Origin of the sequence: Mycobacterium sp. (genome assembly GCF_019247635.1) — a bacterium.
GTDB lineage: Bacteria > Actinomycetota > Actinomycetes > Mycobacteriales > Mycobacteriaceae > Mycobacterium.
This window is the reverse complement of record NZ_JAFBAR010000104.1, coordinates 22,020-41,115: the sequence shown is the minus strand read 5'-3', so window position 1 is coordinate 41,115 and position 19,096 is coordinate 22,020. Positions and strand designations below refer to the sequence as shown.

Here is a 19,096-nt window from a genome sequence, read left to right as displayed (position 1 = left end):
CTGGCTCAAACACTGATGTCGATGAATTGTTAACGGCGGCCGCATTACCTGCGATAACCGCTGGATTTAGTTTGGGCCACAGCACGATTCGCACCATTGTTAACATCGGTATCATTGCCCCCATTAGACCGCTGTAATCACGGACAACTGGTGATTAGTCCAGTGGCTAAAAGCGTTTCCTCGCGCCACACGGCCCACCTCGTATGTCAATATCATTGACATGGGTCACAACGACGACGCTCCGTTGGGTTACTTGCTCTATCGCGTGGCAGCTGTTCTGCGGCCGGAGGTTTCCGCGATGTTGCGGCCGCTCGGCCTCACTCTTCCCGAATTCGTTTGCCTGCGTATGCTTTCGCTGAGTCCGGGGCTGTCCAGCGCGGAATTAGCAAGGCACACAAGCGTCACGCCGCAGGCGATGAACACCGTGCTGCGCAAGCTGGAAGACAACGGCGTGGTGGAACGGCCCGAGTCGGTGTCTTCGGGACGCGCGCTACCCGCCACACTGACCAGTCAGGGACGCGCCCTGCTGAGGCGCGCCGAGGCCGCGGTCCGCGTCGCAGACGCCCACATCCTGTCCAAGTTGACCGATGCGCAGCAACGCGAATTCAAAAGAATGCTCGGCCGGCTTGGATCCGGCTAGCCGGACGGCGTCGGCGTGCACGCATCGCATGCGAGCGCCTAAGCCTGGCCCACCTCGAAGCGCACAAAGCGCGTCACCGTCACGCCGGCCTCGTCGAGCAACGCCTTCACGGTCTTCTTGCTGTCCGACACCGACGGCTGCTCGAGCAACACCGCGTCCTTGAAGAACCCGTTCAGGCGGCCATCGACGATCTTGGGCAGCGCCTGTTCCGGCTTGCCCTCGGCCTTCGCGGTCTCCTCGGCGATGCGGCGCTCGCTGGCCACCACGTCCTCGGGCACGTCATCGCGGGACAGGTAGCGGGCCTTGAGCGCGGCGATCTGCAGAGCCACGGCGTGCGCGGCCTCTGCGTCGGAGCCCTGGTATTCGACCAACACGCCCACCGCGGGCGGCAGGTCGGCCGCGCGCTTGTGCAGGTAGGTCTCGACGGTTCCGTCGAAGAACGCGACGCGGCGCAGTTCGAGCTTCTCGCCGATCTTCGCCGATAGGTCGGCGATGGCCTGCTCGACGGTAGCTGTCGTCTGGCTGGCGGAAATCGAAGCTCCCTTGAGTGCGTCGACGTCGGCGGCCTTGGCCTCGGCAGCCGCCGCGACCACCGCGTCGGCCAGCTTCTGGAACTCCGCGTTCTTGGCGACGAAGTCGGTCTCGCTGTTGAGCTCGATTAGCGCGCCACCCCTTGCGGCGACCAGGCCCTCGGCCGTGGCGCGCTCGGCACGCTTGCCGACGTCCTTGGCACCCTTGATCCGTAGTGCCTCGACGGCCTTGTCGAAGTCACCGTCGGTTGCTGCCAGCGCGTTCTTGCAGTCGAGCATTCCGGCACCGGTCAGTTCCCGAAGTCGCTTGACGTCGGCAGCGGTAAAGTTCGCCAATGCTCAGCCTTTCCTAGGATGCATCTGTGGTTGATTCAGCTGCGACAGCGGCGGCTTGTTCGGCCGGGGCCGCAGATGCCGTAGCCGAGGCCAGCAGCTCCTGCTCCCATTCGGCGAGCGGCTCGGCGGATTCGGCTTCTGGCTTACCGTCCCCGCGACCCAGGCCGGCGCGGGCCTGAAGGCCCTCGGCGACGGCGGAGGCGATCACTTTGGTTAGCAGGGCGGCCGAGCGAATCGCGTCGTCGTTGCCCGGGATGGGGTAGTCGACCTCGTCGGGGTCGCAGTTGGTGTCCAGGATCGCGATGACCGGGATGCCCAGCTTGCGGGCCTCGCCGACGGCGATGTGCTCCTTGTTGGTGTCCACGACCCAGATCGCCGACGGCACCTTGGCCATGTCACGGATACCGCCCAGGCTGCGCTCCAGCTTGTTCTTCTCGCGGGTCAAGCCCAGAATCTCTTTCTTGGTGCGGCCCTCGAAGCCGCCGGTCTGCTCCATGGCCTCGAGCTCCTTGAGGCGCTGCAGCCGCTTGTGCACCGTGGAGAAATTGGTCAGCATGCCGCCCAGCCAGCGCTGGTTCACGTAGGGCATGCCGACGCGGATCGCTTCGGCCGCAACCGACTCCTGGGCCTGCTTCTTGGTTCCGACGAACAGCACGCTGCCACCGTGGGCGACCGTCTCTTTGACGAACTCGTACGCCTTGTCGATGAAGGTCAGCGTCTGCTGCAGGTCGATGATGTAGATGCCATTGCGGTCGGTGAAGATAAACCGCTTCATTTTGGGATTCCAGCGACGGGTCTGATGCCCGAAGTGGGTGCCGCTGTCAAGCAGCTGCTTCATGGTTACTACGGCCATGCGGGTGCCTTACTTTTATCGGTTGTTCGCCGGCATCGGGTGAAGCCGGGCCCTGGCGTCTGCTGGGATGCCGAACCCGCTTGTCAAGGCGGGACCGCTCGGCAGCTGGTTGCGGATCCCTAAAATGCGGGGCCGCGGTGCAGGCGCGCGAAGTCAACTCGCAAATACGAGCTGCGACGAAAAGCTTACACGCCATCGTCCACAGAACACGTCTTGGTGACTGGCCCGGCCGTCGACGTGACGCTCAACTGAACGGATGCGACGGGTGGCTTGGGTCCTCGGGGTTCTCGGGGGTCTCTGCGGGGCGTGTCTTGTGTCGGCGCCGGCGTCGCCGAGGACGCGCGCCTGGACTGGCCGTTGCGGCCGCGCCCTGCCGTCGTGCGGGGATTCGACGCGCCGGCGCCGAATTGGAACCCGGGCCACCGCGGCGTGGACCTGGCCGGCGCCGCAGGTCAGCCCGTGTACGCCGCGGGCGATGCGACCGTGGTGTTCGCCGGGCTGCTGGCCGGACGTCCGGTCGTTTCGCTGGCCCATCCGGGCGGCCTGCACACCAGCTATGAGCCGGTCCGGGCGGGCGTCCGGGTCGGCCAACTGGTGAGGGCACAGAGCGTGATCGGCGAGTTGGTGGCCGGACATCCCGGCTGCGCGGCCGCGGCGTGTCTGCATTGGGGAGCGATGTGGGGTCCGGCGTCGCGCGCCGAGTACGTCAATCCGCTGGGCCTGCTGAAGTCCACGCCGATCCGGCTCAAGCCTCTGTACGGCTGATTTCGCCTCGCGAGCAGACGCAAAAGCACTTATTTCGGCAGGAAATGGGTGCTTTTGCGGCTGCTCGCGGGTAACTAGGCCCGCGGATGGGCCTGATCGTGCACCGCCCGCAGGCGGGAGACCGCGACGTGGGTGTACAGCTGGGTGGTGGCCAGGCTGGCGTGGCCGAGCAGTTCCTGCACGACCCGCAGGTCGGCACCACCTTCGAGTAGATGGGTGGCCGCGCTGTGCCGCAACCCGTGCGGCCCCATGTCGGGCGCGCCGTCGACCGCGGCGACGGTCTGATGCACCACCGTGCGCGCCTGGCGCACGTCGAGGCGCCGGCCGCGGGTGCCCAGCAGCAGCGCCGGCCCGGACTCCGGGGTGACCAGCGCAGGGCGGCCGTCGGTCAACCAGGCGTGCAGCGCCTCGGCCGCGGGCCGACCGTACGGCGCGGTGCGTTGCTTGTTGCCCTTCCCGAGCACTCGCAATAGCCGATGCCCGGCGTCGATATCGTCGACGTCCAGCCCGCACAGCTCGCTGACCCGAATCCCGGTGGCGTACAACAACTCGACGATCAGCCGGTCGCGTAGGGCCAGCGGATCACCTTGCTGCGCACCGGATTTCGCGGCCGCCATGGCGTCCAGCGCTTGATCCTGGCGCAGCACAGCCGGCAACCTGCGATGCGCCTTGGGTACCTGCAGCCGATCGGCGGGGTCGGTGGCCAGCACGCCGCACCGCACCGCCCACGCGGTGAATGCCTTGACCGCGGAAGTGCGGCGCGCCAGCGTGGTGCGGGCGGCCCCCGCACCGGCGGCCGCGGCCAGCCAAGACCGCAGGACGGGCAGGCTCAGCGAGCCCAGCCCCTGTCCACGTTCGGCGAGGAACGCGAACAGCGAGCGCAGATCACCCAGGTATGCGCGCCGGGTGTGCGCCGAGCGACCGCATTGCAGCGCCAGGAAGTCGTCAAATTCCTCGAGGATCGCCTCGCCGTCGCCTGGTCTGTCGGCCGCCATTTCCCCACGGTCGCAGGTGCGGCGGGATGTCGATCAGCCGACGCGCCGAAGCGTGTCCGGGGTGAGATCTTTGAGCGTGGGGTAGCCGTCGACCGCCATGATCAGGTCCGCCTCAGCGAGGATCATCCGCAGCACATGCACGAGGCCGTCGACGCCGCCCAGCGCCAGTCCGTAGGCATAGGGGCGGCCGACACCGACGGCGGTCGCCCCGAGCGCGAGCGCCTTGATGACGTCGGCGCCGCTGCGGATCCCCGAGTCGAACAGCACCGGCATGCCGTCGGCGGCCTCGACCACTCCGGGCAGGCAGTCCAGCGCGGGCAGCCCGCCGTTGGCCTGCCGCCCACCGTGGTTGGAACAGTAGATACCGTCCACGCCGCCGTCCTTGGCACGGCGGACGTCGTCGGGATGGCAGATGCCCTTGATGAGCAGCGGCAGCGTGGTCAGCGACCGTAGCCAGCCGAGGTCATCCCAGGTCAGGGGGTTTCCGAAGACCTGTACCCAGCGCAATGTGGCGCCCTGAGGGTCCTCCTCCGGCGGGCGCGGCAGGCTGTCGCGAAACACCGGATCGCTGAAGTAGTTGGCCAGGCAGTGCCCACGCAGCTGCGGGAAGTTCGCCGTGCTCAGGTCTCGCGGCCGCCAGCCGGTGACCCAGGTGTCCAGGGTCACGACGATTCCCTTGTAACCGGCCGTCTCCGCGCGGTGCACCAGGCTGGCGGCCAGCTCACGGTCGGTCGGCGTGTACAGCTGGAAAAAGCCCGGGGTGTCGCCGAACTCGCCGGCCAGGTCTTCGAGCGGGTCGACCGTCAGCGTCGACGTCACCATCGGCACACCGGTGCGGGCCGCCGCGCGGGCAGTGGCCAGGTCACCGTGGCCGTCCTGCGCACACAGGCCGATGACGCCGATCGGTGCCATGAACAGCGGGGACGGCAGTCTCAGACCGAACAATTCGACGGTCGGGTCGCGCTGCAGGGCGCCGACGAACATGCGCGGCATCAGGCCCCACCGGTCGAAGGCCTCGCGGTTGGCCCGCTGGGTGCGCTCGTCGCCGGCTCCCCCGGCGACGTAGGACCACACCGACGGCGGCAGGACCTGCGCGGCCCGGGCCTCCAACTCCGCGAAGGTCATCGGCCACGACGGGACTACCCCCGCCAATCCCTGCAGGTAGATCTCGTTCTGGTAATCGCCGAATGCCACGTCACACCCCTACTACGTTGCGGCCTCAGCCTCTGCAAGTTCTCTTTTCCACTGGCGGAACGTCTCTTCGGTGCGCCCACGCCGCCAGTAACCAGAGATCGATGACGCCCATTTCGCGTCCACATTGCGCTCTTTGCGGATGTAGGGCCGCAGGTTGTGCATCACGGTTTGCGCCTCACCATGGATGAACGCGTGCACCTGCCCCGGCAGCCACTGCGCGGTGGTGACCGCCTCGATCAGCGGCGCGAAATCACCGGCTCGGTCCTCCGGAACCAGGTCGGCGCGGCCGCCGCGATACACCCAGTTCACCTCGACCGATTCAGGTGCGGTCAGCGCAATCTCGTCGTCCGGGCCGGCGATTTCGATGAAAACCTTGCCAATTGCGTTGGCGGGCAATGCCTCCAGCGCGACGGCGATGGCCGGGAGCGCGGATTCGTCGCCCGCCAGCAGATGCCAGTCCGCGGCGGGGTCAGGGTTATACGCTCCGCTTGGGCCCATCAAATAGGTCGGTTGGCCCGGTTGGGCCGCGGCGGCCCACTGACCGGCCACCCCGTGGTCACCGTGCGTGACGATGTCCAGGTGGATCTCTCGGGCGTCGGTGTCGACGCGGCGAACGGTGATGGTCCGCACCGACGGCCGCTGCCCCGGCGGTAGCTCGGCAAAGCTGTCGATCGTCAGCGGCCGCGGCAGTGCGGCCACGTCGACGTCGTCGTCGACGAATACCAACTTCACATAGGAGTCGGTGAACTCACAGGGGACGAACGTGTCGAAGCCGCTGCCGCCGAGCCGCACCCGGACCATGTGTGGCGCGATCTGTCGGGTACCGACGACTTCAAAGGTTTGTAGTGGTCGACCCGCCACTTGTCCTCCTGTCCAGCATCGAACCCAGTCGACTATACGAGCCGGCTCGTTGTTTTGGCCTGGTCGGGACCGGCACGCACGATGCGCCAACGGCCGTCATGCCGCTCTGTCAATCCGGCCACCTCGAGCATCGCCAACGGTCCCAGCACCTGTTCTGACACCAACCCGGACGCGATGGCAACCTCGTCGACCGTAACGGCACCGCGGCCCGGCAGTGCCTCGTACACCTGACGCTCGGCAGCACTCAGCCCGTCCAATGCGGTGCTGGGCGTGGGCTCCTGGGCTGCCAATTCGCCTACGCGGCCGACCAACTCGACGATCTCGTCGGCGCGGGTGACCAACTCCGCGCCGCTGCGCAACAGGGTGTGACAACCAGCCGACGCCGACGACGTCACGGGTCCGGGTACCGCGGCCACCACCCGGCCCAGCGCCCGCGCCCAAGCGGCGGTATTCGCCGCGCCGCTGCGCAGGCCGGCCTCGACCACCACCGCTGCCCCCGCGACGGCGGCCACCAGACGGTTTCGGGTCAGGAAGCGGTAGCGGGCGGGACGCACACCCGGTGGGTATTCGGTGAACAACAATCCGTGTTGGCCGATACGATGCAGCAGCGCGGAATGCCCGGCGGGATAAAGGATGTCAAGGCCGCCCGCAAGAACGGCCACGGTGATCCCGTCGGCGGCCAGCGCGGCGCGATGAGCCGCGCCGTCGATGCCATAGGCGCCACCCGAGACCACCGCGACATCACGCTCGGCCAGTCCAGCCGCGAGATCGGCCGCCATATGTTCGCCATATGTGGTCGCCGCCCGCGTTCCGACCACTGCGGCCGCGCGCCGCGACACCTCGTCGACACGGGCGGGCCCCATGGCCCACAACACCATTGGCGCGACCATCGGCGCAGAGCCGCGTGTCCGGGCCCCGGCACCGCCAAATGCGGTGAAGGCCAACGCCGGCCACTCGTCGTCGTCACGCGTGATCAAACGTCCACCGCGGCGCGCGACCAAGTCGAGATCCGTTGCGGCCCGGTCTATTTCTCGCCTGGCCTCGGTGTGGCGCACCAGCTCCGCGTCGACCATCCCGCGCCGGACCCGCTCGGCCGCCTCGAGCGGACCCACACAGTCCACCAGTGCAGCCAGTTCCGCGCAGGGCGGCTCGGCGACCCATGACAGGTAGGCCCAAGCCCGCAATGTCTGATCGTCGCCCGCGCTCATCGGCGGGCCCCCGGTTGCCGGAAGCTTAGCGCGGTGGCCACTTCGTCCAGCCCGGGCGAGACGCGGCCGGCCAGATCGGCCAAGCTCCATGCGACGCGCAGGGTGCGGTCCACGCCACGGATGCTGAGCAGGCCGCGGTCCAGGGCGGTACGCAACGGTTTCATCGCCGCGTTACTGGGACGGAATTTTCGCCGCAGCAGCGACCCGCTGACCTCGGCGTTGGTATGGAATCCGTGGGATCGCCAACGTTGGGCGGCCGCGTCCCGCGCCATCGTCACCCGATGGCGCACCTGTGCTGTCGACTCGCCGTCCGCGGTCGAGAACGCTCCCGCTCGCACCTGATGCATCTGCACCCGCAGATCGACCCGATCCATCAGCGGTCCCGACAGCTTCCCGAGATAGCGTCGCTTGACGACCGCCGCGCAGATGCAGTCCTGCGGATCGGCGGGCGCACACGGGCACAGGTTGGCCGCCAACACCAGCTGGAACCGAGCCGGGTAGCATGCCACGCCGTCGCGGCGGGCCAGCCGAATTTCCCCGTCCTCCAACGGTGTTCGCAACGCCTCCAGCGCACTGACACTGATCTCCGCACACTCGTCGAGAAACAGAACTCCACGGTGCGCCCGGCTGACGGCACCCGGACGGGCCATGCCCGAACCCCCGCCGACGAGCGCGGCGACGCTCGAACTGTGATGGGGGGCAACGAAGGGCGGCCTGGTGATCAAGGGCATGTCTCCCGAGAGCAGGCCGGCCACCGAGTGGATCGCGGTGACCTCCAGCGACTCACGGTCCGTCAGCGACGGCAGCAGTCCCGGAAGCCGTTGTGCCAACATCGTTTTGCCCACGCCCGGCGGGCCGGTCAACATCAGGTGGTGCGAACCGGCGGCAGCCACCTCGACAGCAAAACGCGCTTGCGACTGCCCCACCACGTCGGCCAGATCCGCCAAGGCCTCATCGCTAGTGGGGACCGCGGCGATCCTGTCGTCCAGGCCGGCCGATCCATTCAGCCAACTCTGCAGCTGCCCCAAGGTGCGAACACCCCACACGTCGATGCCGTCGACCAGGCTGGCCTCGGCCAAGTTGTCCGCGGGCACAACGACCGCCGGCCAACCGTCGCGCTTGGCGGCCAGCACGGCGGGCAGCACGCCGCGCACCGGCCTGACCCGGCCGTCCAGCGACAGCTCGCCCAACAACACCGTCTTTTCCAGCCGGTGCCACGGGCTCTTCCGCTGCGCGGACAGCACCGCGGCGGCCAACGCGATGTCGTAGACCGATCCCATCTTCGGCAACGTCGCCGGTGACAGCGCGAGCGTCAGCCGCGCCATCGGCCAGCTGTTGCCGCAGTTGGAGACCGCCGCCCGCACCCGATCGCGGGATTCCTGCAGGGCGGCGTCGGGCAGACCCACCAGGTGCACGCCGGGCAGCCCGGAGGTGATGTCGGCCTCGATTTCCACGATCGTGCCGTCCAATCCGCGCACCGCGACCGAAAACGCCCGTCCCAGCGCCATCAGCCGACGCCCTGCAGGTGGATGATCTCTGGGGTACGACGGCGCCCGATCCGCACCCCGATGACGTCGATTCGCAGCGCGGCCCAATGTTCGTCCTGGCCGGCCAGCCAGAGCCCGGCCAGGCGGCGCAACCGGCGCACCTTACGCGCATTGACCGCCTGTGCCAGGCCGCCGTAGCCGTCGCCGGTGCGGGTCTTAACCTCCACGAATACCACCGTGCGGGTGGCCTCGTCGGAGGCGATCACATCGAGTTCGCCGTAGCGGCAACGCCAGTTGCGGCTCAAGATCCGCAACCCCATCCGGGTCAGGTGATCCACGGCGAGTGCCTCGCCCATTGCTCCCAGCTGGACCCGAGTCAGTGTCTGTGTGGTCGTCATGCGGTCACTCTGCAGGGCGTCCCCGACAGGACCAGGTGCAGCGGACGGCGCACCGCCTCCCCGATGCCTAGTTATCCACAGTCGACCGGCTATCCACAGCCTGATGGTTGCAGAGACATCGATTTGTCCGTTTCCGCTCCATCCTGGCGGCCGTCGGGTGGAGACTGGTCGCCATGACCGCAACAGGGCCACGGAAAAACGTCGGTGTGCTAGTGCTGGGCGGTGTTTTGTTGCTTGTCGGTCTTGGCATCATCGGCGCCTCGGTGCAGAGCCTGGTCGCCGGCCCGAATTCGGCCGTCAAATGCCACAACGAAGTCATGAGTCCCGGTGACTACTGCCAGATCACGAGCAACGGGTCAACTACCAGCAAGTCCTACACCGAGATGAAAAACGAGAAGAAGGGGATCGGTGCTCCGGTAGCGGGGATGGTCCTGGGAGGCATTGTGGGCGCGCTGGGCGCTTACGTTCTGTGGGGCGCCTACCGCACTCGCCGTGAGTAGCCCCCCGCCGTTTCTGGCGCGCTCGGCTACGTGATGCGGTCCGGCCTGCTGTAGACGTTCATCGAGTCTCCCCGCAGGAACGCCACGAGGGTTATCCCAGATTCTTCTGCCAGCGACACTGCCAGCGACGACGGCGCGGACACGGCGGCCAGCACCGGTATGCCGGCCAGCAGAGCCTTCTGGGTCAGCTCGAACGACGCCCGCCCGCTGACCAGCAGCACCGTCCCGCCGAGCGGTATCCGGTGATGCTCATACGCCCAGCCGATGACCTTGTCCACCGCGTTGTGCCGGCCGATGTCTTCACGCACCGCCAGCATCGTTCCGCCGCGGTCGAACAGCGCCGCAGCGTGCAGCCCACCAGTGCTCGCGAAAACCTTTTGCGCACTGCGAAGTTGGCGGGGCATCGCCTTGAGCGCGGCGGCAGCGACGGTGACGGGATCGTCGCCGGGTGAGAACCGGCTGATCAGCCGCACCGCATCCAACGATGCCTTGCCGCAGATCCCGCACGACGAGGTGGTGTAGAAGTTACGCGTCACGTCCAGCTCGGGCGCCATGACGCCGGGTGCCAGGGTCACGTCGAGAACGTTGTAGGTGTTGACGCCGTCAGGGTCGCGCCCGCCGCAGTAGCGCACGGCTTGAACGTCGCCATGATCGGTGATCACCCCTTCGGTGAGCAGAAAGCCTTGCGCGAGTTCGAAATCCGAGCCAGGAGTGCGCATGGTCACCGTGACGGCGGTCCCGTTTACGCGAATCTCGAGCGGTTCCTCGACGGCCAGTGTCTCCGGCCGGGTGACCGCTTGCTCGGCGGTCAGATGACGCACCCGCCGACGTGCCGTTACGCGACCCACTCGGTCCTTATCGCCGTTGAATGCTGAGCCACCACAGGCCCCATCGCTCGTTCACCCCCAGACTTTACACACCAGCCGCGCTGCGCTAACCCCGAAACGGAGGGATCGCTAATCCCGCCGGTCCCCCTGGCTATCTGTCGGGAACCCATCATCTGCACGAACGTCAGCACCTATGGTGGACATGCCGATGGCACTCCAGAACCGGGTCGCCGCGGCACAGCCGCAGCAAGACGTGGACGGTCGACGCGCGGTTGCCGGCCGCAGGCCAGCCATGGTGGCGTGGGCGTGCGGTATATCTTTGGACTTCTGTTGAATGTGGGTCGAGTGAGGGATCAAGTGGACGAGGTGAACGCCGGTTCCGGTGCAGCGTCACCGCAGCCGGTGACCGTTGACCCCGCGACCGTATTCGCCGCTCTCGCGGAGATCATCTACCAGGGCTCCGACCCCTCGGAGGTGTACGCCGCCATCTGCGTCGCGGCGACCCTGGTGGTTTCGGGCTGTGATCACGCCAGCCTGCTGGTGCGCCGCGACGGCCGCTACATCACCGTCGGCGCCAGTGACCGGATCGCCCAACACATCGACGACATGGAACGCGCCGCCGGCGACGGGCCCTGCATCGACGCCATCGAGGACGAAACCCCGCAGATCGACGCCGACCTGACCACGCCCTCACTCTGGCCCAAACTGGCGTCCCGCCTGGTAGAGGAGACGCCGGTGCGGGGAGCCATGGGATTCCGGTTGATGGTCGATCGCCAGGTCACCGGGGCGCTCGACCTGTTCAGCGACACTCCCAAAGCTTTCAACGCCGAGTCCGCGGGCCAGGCGACCGTGCTGGCGTCGTTCGCGAGCGTGGCGATTAACGCGATCGGGCAGGGCGAGGACGCCGCCACCCTGCGGCGGGGCCTATTGAGCAACCGCGAAATCGGTAAGGCCGTGGGCATGTTGATGCTGCTCAATGACATTTCCGAGGAAGAAGCATTCGACGTGCTGCGGCGATACTCGCAGGATCTGAACATCAAGCTCTCCGACGTGGCGCGCAAGGTGATCACGCAACGCGGACAGCTCACGTTCGACGGCGAGGATTAATCACTCCGGCAGGCGTAGCTCCGGCTTTTCGACCTCTTCGATGTTGACGTCCTTGAAGGTGACCACCCGCACCTGCTTGACGAACCGGGCCGGCCGGTACATATCCCAAACCCAGGCATCAGCGAGCCGCAACTCGAAGTACACCTCGCCATCAGCGTTGCGCGGCACCATCTCGACACTGTTTGCCAGATAAAAGCGCCGCTCGGTTTCTACCACGTAGCTGAACTGGCCGACGATGTCCTTGTATTCGCGGTACAGCGAGAGCTCCATCTCGGTTTCGTACTTTTCGAGATCTTCCGCACTCATCTGCTCAGACGTCCTTCTCGCTGCGAATCCTGCCTTGAATCCAGCCCCGCCCCATCTTCCCTCACAAGATTTCGGCCCGCTCGCCCGGATAGCCGGGTTTGAACTCGGCCACCACCCGCGTGCCGGACCCGCTAGCGACCCGACGCACGTTGATGAACGAATACCGGTGCTGGGGGCAGGGTCCCAGCCGGGCCAATGCCTTGCTATGCGCGGCCGTGCAGTAGCCCTTGTGCTCGGCGAAACCGTAGCCCGGGTGCTCGGCGTCCATTGCGACCATCAACCGGTCGCGGCTGACTTTGGCCAGCACACTGGCCGCGGCAATGCAGGCGGCCGCCGCGTCGCCGCTGATCACCGGCAGCGACGGCATCGGCAGGCCCGGCACGCGAAAGCCGTCGCTCAACACGTACCCGGGCCGTACCGGGAGGCCGGCGACCGCGCGCCGCATGCCTTCGATGTTGGCGATGTGCACACCGCGCCGGTCGACCTCGACCGACGGTATGAACACCACGTGGTAGGCCAGCGCGTAGCGCCGGATCAACGGGAACAGCCGCTCTCGTGCCTTCTCGGTGAGCTTTTTCGAATCATCAAGGGCAGCAAGACTTTCCAGCCGATTCGGGCCCAGCACGCAGGCGGCTACCACCAGCGGACCCGCGCACGCGCCACGGCCCACCTCGTCCACCCCGGCCACCGGCCCCAGACCGTTGCGCTGCAGCGCTGACTCCAGGGTGCGCAATCCGGAGGACTTGCGGATCACCGTTCGCGGGGGCCAGGTCCGGGTCATATCCGAGCCACGGCTACTGACCCTGCTGGGGGTTCACCGAACCCACGCCACCCCATCGCGACGGCGGCCACACGATGAACCTGGCCTTGCCGATGACATTGGACACCGGAATGGTCCCCGCCGTGGGATCGCCGGTGCACAGCAGGCCCTTCAGCGCGTCGGCGGGGGTGCTCGTGCAGTGGGCGCGCGAGTCCGCCGAGTGGGTTCGGTTGTCGCCCATCACCCACAGGCGTCCGGGCGGGACGGTGATCGGCCCGAACTCGCTGCCCAGACATGGGTAGACGGCAGGGTCGGCCATCATGGTGGCGGGATTCAGAAAAGGCTCCTTGAGCGGCTTGCCGTTGACAGTCAAGCCGGTGTCGGCCCGGCACTGCACCGTCTGTCCTCCCACCGCGATGACGCGCTTGACCAGATCGTTCTCGTCGGGAGGCACGAATCCGACGAACGAGAGCGCGTTCTGCACCCACCGCACGGCGGGATTGGGCGAGCGGATCGACTTGTATCCGGTGTTCCAGTTCGGCGGCCCCTTGAAGACGATCACGTCGCCGGGTTGGGGTGAGCCGAACCGGTAGGTGAGTTTGTCCACCATGATGCGGTCGCCGACGCAGCCGGTGCATCCGTGCAGCGTGGGTTCCATGGATTCCGACGGGATCAGGTACGGGCGAGCCACGAAGGTCAACATCAGGTAGTAGAGGACTATCGCGATCGCCGCCAGGATCGCCAGTTCCCGCAGCGCCGAGCGCTTCGCGGGCTCGGCGTCGTCACTCTCGGCGGCTTCGGCCGTCTCGTCGTCACCGTCGGCCCGGGCGTTCTCGGGGAGCGCGTCGGGCGCGTCAGGGTTGCGAGTAGAGACCTGGGGCTCCGCCTGGCCGGCGTCGGGCAGGGCCCCAGGTTCAGGCTGCGCCGGCCGGGGCGAGGAGTCGGGGGTTTCGGTCACAGGATCAGCGTAGCCAGCGCGGTCGGCGCGTCCGCGACGCGAGCGCTGCCGCGAAGGCGTGCCCGCTCAGCGCTTTTCCTTGATCTTGGCTTTCTTGCCTCGAAGCTCACGCAGGTAGTAAAGCTTGGCGCGACGGACATCGCCACGGGTCACCACCTCGATATGGTCGATGTTGGGCGAATGCACCGGGAAGGTTCGTTCGACACCCACGCCGTAGCTCTCCTTGCGCACCGTGAACGTCTCGCGGATCCCGCCGCCCTGCCTGCGGATCACCACGCCCTTGAACACCTGGATGCGCTCTTTGGCGCCCTCGATGACCTTGACGTGCACGTTGATAGTGTCACCCGGGCTGAAGGCCGGGATGTCGTCGCGCAGCGACGCCTGGTCGACGAAGTCCAGCCTGTTCATTGGAGAGCACTTCCTTGCGGGTCGTGGTCGGCGGCAGCAGCCGACACGCGGACGCGCGGCAGTCACCGAGCCGATGGTTCGGGCTTTGCGGGTGCATCTCGCAGCTGGCGGGAACTAACCCGGCCCTTGGGTGGAGCAGAGACCGCCGTGGCCAGCCTGTGGAGACAACTGGTCAATTGTGCCAGACACCCCTCTTGCAGTGAAAATCACAGGAAATCGGGGTGGTTCGCGGCGCGCCAAATCCGCTGGTGAATGGTACATATGAACGGGGTCAATTTGCGCCGGTTGCAGTCGTCCCCCGACACGTTCGTGATGTCGAGGAAGTATCGGAGGACAGGCATGCGGGCACGGCCGCTGACGCTGCTCACCGCAACGGTGGCGGTGACGTTGGTGGTCGTTGCGGGCGGCGAGACAAACCTGGCCGCAAAGGTTTCGGCGAAGGCAGCAACGACGGCACATAACTACAGCTGGTACCAACCCCCAATCCAAGCGCAGGCCCAAACCCAAACCCAAGCGCAACCTCAGCCCGTTGAACTGCTGCTGCGGGCCATCTCGCCAACCGGTGCGCCCGCGGCGATGCCGAACCCGGGGCTCACCGGGGTCCAGGACCGGATCCAGCGGGCCACCGACGAGGCCGCCGCCAGCGGTGCCACGCTCTCGGTAGCCGTTCTCGACCGTGCCACCCACCAGCTGGTCTCCAACGGCAACACCCAGATCATCGGCACGGCCTCTGTGGCCAAACTCTTTATCGCCGACGATCTGCTGCTACACGAATCCGAGGGCAAGTTCACGCTGTCCGCCGAGGATCGCGGAGCGCTGGACATCATGTTGCAGTCGTCCGACGACGGCGCCGCCGAGAGATTCTGGGATCAGGGCGGCGGCGACGCCATTATTACCCAGGTCGCGAGCCGCTACGGATTGGCGGCCACCACGCCACCCAACGACGGGCGCTGGTGGAACACCTTGAGCTCGGTGCCCGACCTGATCCGCTATTACGACATGCTGCTCAACGGGTCGGGCGGTCTCCCGCCGGAGCGGGCCGGGATCATCTTCGACGACCTGGCCCAATCCACGCCAAACGGGGACGACGGCTATCCGCAGCGGTTCGGCATCCCCGACGGGCTGTACGCCGAGCCGGTCGCGGTCAAGCAAGGCTGGATGTGCTGTGTTGGCAGCGCCTGGATGCATCTGTCCACCGGCGTGATCGGCTCGGACCACCGCTACATCATGGTGGTCCAATCGCTGCAGACGGCCGACGACGCCAGCGCCCGACAGACGATCACTCAGGCCGTCAAGACGATATTTCCCGAGGGCCGCATCTAGCCCGGCGCGTCGGGGGCCAGATCGGGCCGGCGATCCCGCGTGCGCTGTAGCGAAACCTCGCGACGCCAGGCGGCAATCCGCGCGTGGTCACCGGAGAGCAGCACCTCCGGGACGTCCAGGCCACGCCAGCTCGGCGGACGGGTGTAGCTGGGGCCCTCCAGCAGCCGGTGCAGGGCCGGCGAATGCGAATCATCCTGATGCGACGCGGGATTGCCCAAAACTCCGTCCAGCAGCCGCAGCATGGCCTCGATCATCACCACGGCCGCCGACTCTCCGCCCGGCAGTACGTAGTCGCCGATCGAGACCTCTTGCACGCGCATCCGCCGGGCAGCGTCCTCGACGACGCGTTGGTCGATGCCCTCGTAGCGACCGCAGGCGAAGGCCAGGTGGCTCTCGGTGGTCCAGCGCTGCGCTGTCGCCTGGGTGAACAGCGCACCGGCCGGGGTCGGAACGATCAAAAGTGTTTCATCCGAACAGATTTCGTCCAGCGCCTCACCCCACACCGGGGCTTTCATCACCATCCCCGGCCCACCGCCGTAGGGCGCATCGTCCACCGAACGGTGCACGTCGTGGGTCCACCGTCGCAGATCGTGCACCCGCAGATCCACCAGACCCGAGGCAATCGCCTTGCCCGGCAGCGATTGTCGCAATGGCTCGAGGTAGCCCGGGAAGATCGTGATGACGTCGATAAGCACGACTAACTCAGATCCAGCAGGCCGTCGGGCGGATCGATCTCGATCATGCCGTCGTCCAGCGACACCGACGTGACGATCGCGCCGACGAACGGCACCAGCAACTCGCCGGAATCGCGCTTGACCGATAACAATTCACCCGCCGCGGTGTGCAGCACCTCGGCGACGACGCCGAGGTCCCGGCCGGCCGCCGTGCGAACCCGAAGACCCTCCAACTGGTGGTCGTAGTATGTGTCGGGCTCGTCGATCGGCGGCAGGTCGTCGGAGTCAATGACGAACAGGCTGCCGCGCAACACATCCGCGGCCTCGCGGTCGGCCACTCCTGCCAACCGGACCAGCAGTCGGCCGCCATGTTCGCGCACATCCTCGATGACATAACGGCCATCCCTGCCCCTACCGCGAGAGGCCTTGGCGCACAGCGTAGTACCCGGCGCAAACCGGCCCGCGGGATCGTCGGTGCGGATCTCGACGACAACCTCGCCGTTGATGCCGTGCGCTCGTACGACACGCCCGACTGTCAGCTCCATCAGAGCTCCACGCACTTACTGGTCGGTGTCCACCACGTCGACGCGGATCCCGCGGCCACCGATACCGGCAACCAGCGTGCGCAACGCGGTCGCGGTGCGTCCGCCGCGACCGATCACCTTGCCCAGATCGTCGGGATGGACATGCACTTCGACGGTCCGGCCACGCCGGCTGGTCACCATGTCCACGCGCACGTCGTCGGGGTTGTCGACGATCCCCCGGACCAAGTGCTCGACGGCGTCGACGACGACGGTACTCATCAGCTCTCCTGGGCGGGCTCAGCGGACTCGGCCGGCTCGGCGGCCGCGGCGGGCGCGGCGGCCGGCGGTTCGGCCTCGGCGCTGGCGGCGGGAGCCTCGTCAGCGGGCTCGGCGGCCTTGGCGGGTTCGGCGGCTTTGGCGGCCTTCTTGGCCGGCGCCTTCTTCTTCGGCTTGGCGGCTTCGGTGGTGGGTCCGCCGTCGGCCTCGGCCAGCGCGGCGTTAAACAGCTCGAGCTTGCTGGGCTTGGCGGGCTTGACCTTCAGGGTGCCCTCGGCGCCGGGCAAGCCCTTGAACTTCTGCCAGTCGCCGGTGACCTTCAGCAGCTTGAGCACGGGCTCGGTGGGCTGAGCTCCCACGGAGAGCCAATACTGCGCGCGCTCCGAGTTGATCTCTATGAGGCTGGGCTCTTCCTTCGGATGGTAACGACCGATGATCTCGATGGAGCGGCCGTCGCGGCGGGTGCGCGAGTCGGCGACGGCGATTCGGTACTGGGGATTGCGGATCTTGCCAAGCCGGGTGAGCTTGATCTTCACAGCCATGGTTAAGCGTTCTCCTGTGTGTCACGCTGCAATTCAGCGAGCCAGGCGGAATGCCCGGGTCCGGTTTTGCCTCGCGTGTAGTGACCACCGAGCCCCAAAAAAACCGTGGCCGCGCGGCGGACAGCCGCCCATTGTGCCAGAACATGGCGTTGCCGCGGAAATTCGTGGTGATCGCGAGCGCGGCGCAGCCGGGCGAAGCGGGTCACCACCATCAGGCCCCGTGGTGATCGCGAGCGCGCCTACATCACCTTCTGGAAGGTCTTGGTTTCGACGCGGCGGGTCATCCGCCAACCCTGCGGGGTGCGGACGAACTCGTCGTCGTACCACAGCCCGCAGAACAGCACCTGGTTTTTTTCGCCACCGAGCACCATCGGGTTGAAACAGATCACCCGCGACGAGGCGGTGTCCCCATCGATGCGCACCGAGAAATTGCCCAGCATGTGCGCGTACACCGGAAAGTTCGGCAACACCTCCGACAGCCATTTCTTGACCTCCGGGTACTGGCCGTCGATGCCGCCCATCGCGCGGTAGTCGATGTACGCGTCCGGGGTGAACACATTGTCGAGGTCGTCAAATCGGCGCTGGTCAATGGCGGTCGAGTAGTCCACCAGCAGCTGCTGGATTTCCAACCGGTCGGAAACTTCGGCGAGGCTCAACATGCTTCGATTCAACACCGCGGTCGCACAACCACGAATAGGCGTCCGGGTGCCCTGGAAGTTAAACTCTGCGCCCATGCGAAAGCTCATCGTCGCAATCGCTGCTCTTCTCTGTTTGATCGGTGCGGGGACCGGTCTCGGGACGTCCGCCACTTCCTGGGCCGACAGCATGCAACCGGCCGGCTCGGTGCCCATCCCCGACGGTCCGGCGCAAACCTGGATCGTCGCCGACCTCGACAGCGGCCAGGTGTTGGCGGGCCGTGACCAGAACGTGGTTCACCCGCCCGCGAGCACAATTAAGGTGTTGCTGGCGCTGGTGGTGCTCGACGAGCTGAACCTGGACTCGACCGTCGTCGCCGACGTCGCCGACACCCAGGTCGAGTGCAACTGCGCCGGCGTCAAGCCGGGTCACACGTACACCGCGCGCCAACTGCTCACCGCCCTGCTGCTGGTGTCGGGCAATGACGCCGCCAACACGCTGGCGCACCTGCTGGGCGGCCAGGATGCCGCGGTGGACAAGATGAACGCCAAGGCCGCGTCGCTGGGCGCGGTGAGCACGCACGCGGCAACCCCGTCGGGGCTGGACGGGCCGGGCGGTTCCGGGGCTTCGACGGCGCACGATCTGGCGGTCATCTTCCGCGCCGCGATGGCCAACCCGGTGTTCGCCCAGATCACCGTGACGCCGTCGGCGATGTTCCCGACCGATAGCGGTGATCAACCGATCGTTAACCAGGACGAGTTGTTGCAGCGCTATCCCGGCGCGATCGGCGGCAAGACCGGGTTCACCGATGCCGCCCGCAAGACGTTCGTGGGCGCCGCGGCCCGCGGCGGCCGCCGGTTGGTCATCGCGATGATGTACGGGCTGGTGAAGGCGGGCGGGCCCACGTATTGGGACCAGGCCGGCAGTTTGTTCGACTGGGGTTTCGCGCTCAATCCGCAGTCCAGCATCGGCATGCTCTGAGAGCGCC

General features: G+C 67.0%; 23 protein-coding genes and 1 pseudogene. 6 read left to right on the top strand and 18 right to left on the bottom strand.

All coding sequences use genetic code 11. The features are described 5' to 3' along the window. The first annotated feature begins 220 nt into the window (after positions 1-220). Positions 221-640, top strand: coding sequence for a MarR family winged helix-turn-helix transcriptional regulator (locus JO236_RS17035; protein ID WP_293332847.1), 420 nt, complete (start codon positions 221-223; stop codon positions 638-640). Positions 641-678: 38 nt separating this feature from the next. On the opposite strand, the gene tsf is transcribed toward JO236_RS17035, so the two are convergent. Both tsf and rpsB read right to left on the bottom strand, forming a co-directional pair. Then, a complete protein-coding gene (gene tsf / locus JO236_RS17030) occupies positions 679-1,506 on the bottom strand; it encodes a translation elongation factor Ts (protein WP_293332844.1) in 828 nt (275 codons plus the stop codon). A 13-nt stretch (positions 1,507-1,519) separates the two neighbouring features. Continuing rightward, complete coding sequence (gene rpsB / locus JO236_RS17025; protein ID WP_293332841.1) at positions 1,520-2,359, bottom strand: 30S ribosomal protein S2; 840 nt, start codon at positions 2,357-2,359, stop codon at positions 1,520-1,522. 256 nt (positions 2,360-2,615) lie between these two features. On the opposite strand from rpsB, the pseudogene JO236_RS17020 reads away from it, so the two are divergent. Further along, a pseudogene (locus JO236_RS17020) lies at positions 2,616-3,115 on the top strand (M23 family metallopeptidase); the annotation flags it as partial. 83 nt (positions 3,116-3,198) lie between these two features. Here the strand turns inward: JO236_RS17020 and JO236_RS17015 are convergent. The 6 genes from JO236_RS17015 to JO236_RS16990 are packed head-to-tail and all read right to left on the bottom strand — an operon-like array spanning position 3,199 to position 9,267. Beyond that, positions 3,199-4,119, bottom strand: coding sequence for a tyrosine recombinase XerC (locus JO236_RS17015; protein WP_293332838.1), 921 nt, complete (start codon positions 4,117-4,119; stop codon positions 3,199-3,201). Between the two features lie 33 nt (positions 4,120-4,152). Then, a complete protein-coding gene (locus JO236_RS17010; protein WP_293332835.1) occupies positions 4,153-5,313 on the bottom strand; it encodes a lactate 2-monooxygenase in 1,161 nt (386 codons plus the stop codon). Between the two features lie 12 nt (positions 5,314-5,325). Next, on the bottom strand, positions 5,326-6,174 hold the full coding sequence (locus JO236_RS17005) for a siderophore-interacting protein (RefSeq protein WP_293332832.1): 849 nt from the start codon (positions 6,172-6,174) through the stop codon (positions 5,326-5,328). Positions 6,175-6,206: 32 nt separating this feature from the next. After that, the gene (dprA, locus tag JO236_RS17000; protein ID WP_293332829.1) at positions 6,207-7,382 is read right to left on the bottom strand and encodes a DNA-processing protein DprA; all 1,176 of its coding nucleotides are present in this window, start codon (positions 7,380-7,382) and stop codon (positions 6,207-6,209) included. Then, complete coding sequence (locus JO236_RS16995; RefSeq protein WP_293332826.1) at positions 7,379-8,890, bottom strand: YifB family Mg chelatase-like AAA ATPase; 1,512 nt, start codon at positions 8,888-8,890, stop codon at positions 7,379-7,381. The genes dprA and JO236_RS16995 overlap by 4 nt, the downstream gene beginning before the upstream one ends. Then, complete coding sequence (locus tag JO236_RS16990; RefSeq protein ID WP_293332823.1) at positions 8,890-9,267, bottom strand: YraN family protein; 378 nt, start codon at positions 9,265-9,267, stop codon at positions 8,890-8,892. Before JO236_RS16990 ends, JO236_RS16995 begins: the two co-directional genes overlap by 1 nt. A 173-nt stretch (positions 9,268-9,440) precedes the next feature. On the opposite strand from JO236_RS16990, the gene JO236_RS16985 reads away from it, so the two are divergent. Next, the gene (locus JO236_RS16985) at positions 9,441-9,767 is read left to right on the top strand and encodes a hypothetical protein (protein ID WP_293332820.1); all 327 of its coding nucleotides are present in this window, start codon (positions 9,441-9,443) and stop codon (positions 9,765-9,767) included. 26 nt (positions 9,768-9,793) lie between these two features. Here the strand turns inward: JO236_RS16985 and fdhD are convergent, their stop codons facing one another. Further along, complete coding sequence (fdhD, locus tag JO236_RS16980; RefSeq protein WP_293332817.1) at positions 9,794-10,615, bottom strand: formate dehydrogenase accessory sulfurtransferase FdhD; 822 nt, start codon at positions 10,613-10,615, stop codon at positions 9,794-9,796. 336 nt (positions 10,616-10,951) lie between these two features. Here fdhD and JO236_RS16975 point away from each other — a divergent pair, with 336 nt between their 5' ends. Next, a complete protein-coding gene (locus JO236_RS16975; RefSeq protein ID WP_293333194.1) occupies positions 10,952-11,701 on the top strand; it encodes a GAF and ANTAR domain-containing protein in 750 nt (249 codons plus the stop codon). Here the strand turns inward: JO236_RS16975 and JO236_RS16970 are convergent, their stop codons facing one another. The 4 genes from JO236_RS16970 to rplS form a co-directional block, all read right to left on the bottom strand. Beyond that, positions 11,702-12,007 (bottom strand): DUF2469 domain-containing protein, encoded by a 306-nt coding sequence (locus tag JO236_RS16970; RefSeq protein WP_012393608.1) that lies wholly within the window; start codon positions 12,005-12,007, stop codon positions 11,702-11,704. A gap of 61 nt (positions 12,008-12,068) precedes the next feature. After that, the gene (locus JO236_RS16965) at positions 12,069-12,788 is read right to left on the bottom strand and encodes a ribonuclease HII (protein WP_293332733.1); all 720 of its coding nucleotides are present in this window, start codon (positions 12,786-12,788) and stop codon (positions 12,069-12,071) included. Positions 12,789-12,801: 13 nt separating this feature from the next. Further along, positions 12,802-13,725, bottom strand: coding sequence for a signal peptidase I (gene lepB / locus JO236_RS16960; RefSeq protein ID WP_293332730.1), 924 nt, complete (start codon positions 13,723-13,725; stop codon positions 12,802-12,804). Between the two features lie 66 nt (positions 13,726-13,791). Next, on the bottom strand, positions 13,792-14,133 hold the full coding sequence (rplS, locus tag JO236_RS16955; protein ID WP_012393605.1) for a 50S ribosomal protein L19: 342 nt from the start codon (positions 14,131-14,133) through the stop codon (positions 13,792-13,794). Positions 14,134-14,472: 339 nt separating this feature from the next. Here rplS and JO236_RS16950 point away from each other — a divergent pair, with 339 nt between their 5' ends. After that, positions 14,473-15,456, top strand: a complete 984-nt coding sequence (locus JO236_RS16950; protein ID WP_293332710.1) for a hypothetical protein — start codon at positions 14,473-14,475, stop codon at positions 15,454-15,456. On the opposite strand, the gene trmD is transcribed toward JO236_RS16950, so the two are convergent. The 5 genes from trmD to JO236_RS16925 form a co-directional block, all read right to left on the bottom strand. Further along, positions 15,453-16,151, bottom strand: a complete 699-nt coding sequence (trmD, locus tag JO236_RS16945; RefSeq protein WP_293332707.1) for a tRNA (guanosine(37)-N1)-methyltransferase TrmD — start codon at positions 16,149-16,151, stop codon at positions 15,453-15,455. The two genes, JO236_RS16950 and trmD, sit on opposite strands and share 4 nt — an antisense overlap. A gap of 2 nt (positions 16,152-16,153) precedes the next feature. After that, positions 16,154-16,675: a ribosome maturation factor RimM gene (rimM, locus tag JO236_RS16940; RefSeq protein WP_293332704.1), complete on the bottom strand. Its 522-nt coding sequence runs from the start codon at positions 16,673-16,675 to the stop codon at positions 16,154-16,156. A gap of 15 nt (positions 16,676-16,690) precedes the next feature. Beyond that, entirely contained in the window at positions 16,691-16,933 is a 243-nt protein-coding gene (locus JO236_RS16935) for an RNA-binding protein (protein WP_003878715.1), read from the bottom strand. Further along, positions 16,933-17,472 (bottom strand): 30S ribosomal protein S16, encoded by a 540-nt coding sequence (gene rpsP / locus JO236_RS16930; protein ID WP_293332701.1) that lies wholly within the window; start codon positions 17,470-17,472, stop codon positions 16,933-16,935. Before rpsP ends, JO236_RS16935 begins: the two co-directional genes overlap by 1 nt. A gap of 239 nt (positions 17,473-17,711) precedes the next feature. Further along, on the bottom strand, positions 17,712-18,131 hold the full coding sequence (locus JO236_RS16925) for a nuclear transport factor 2 family protein (RefSeq protein WP_293333191.1): 420 nt from the start codon (positions 18,129-18,131) through the stop codon (positions 17,712-17,714). 73 nt (positions 18,132-18,204) lie between these two features. On the opposite strand from JO236_RS16925, the gene JO236_RS16920 reads away from it, so the two are divergent. Continuing rightward, positions 18,205-19,089, top strand: a complete 885-nt coding sequence (locus tag JO236_RS16920; protein WP_293332698.1) for a D-alanyl-D-alanine carboxypeptidase family protein — start codon at positions 18,205-18,207, stop codon at positions 19,087-19,089. Positions 19,090-19,096: the final 7 nt, after the last annotated feature.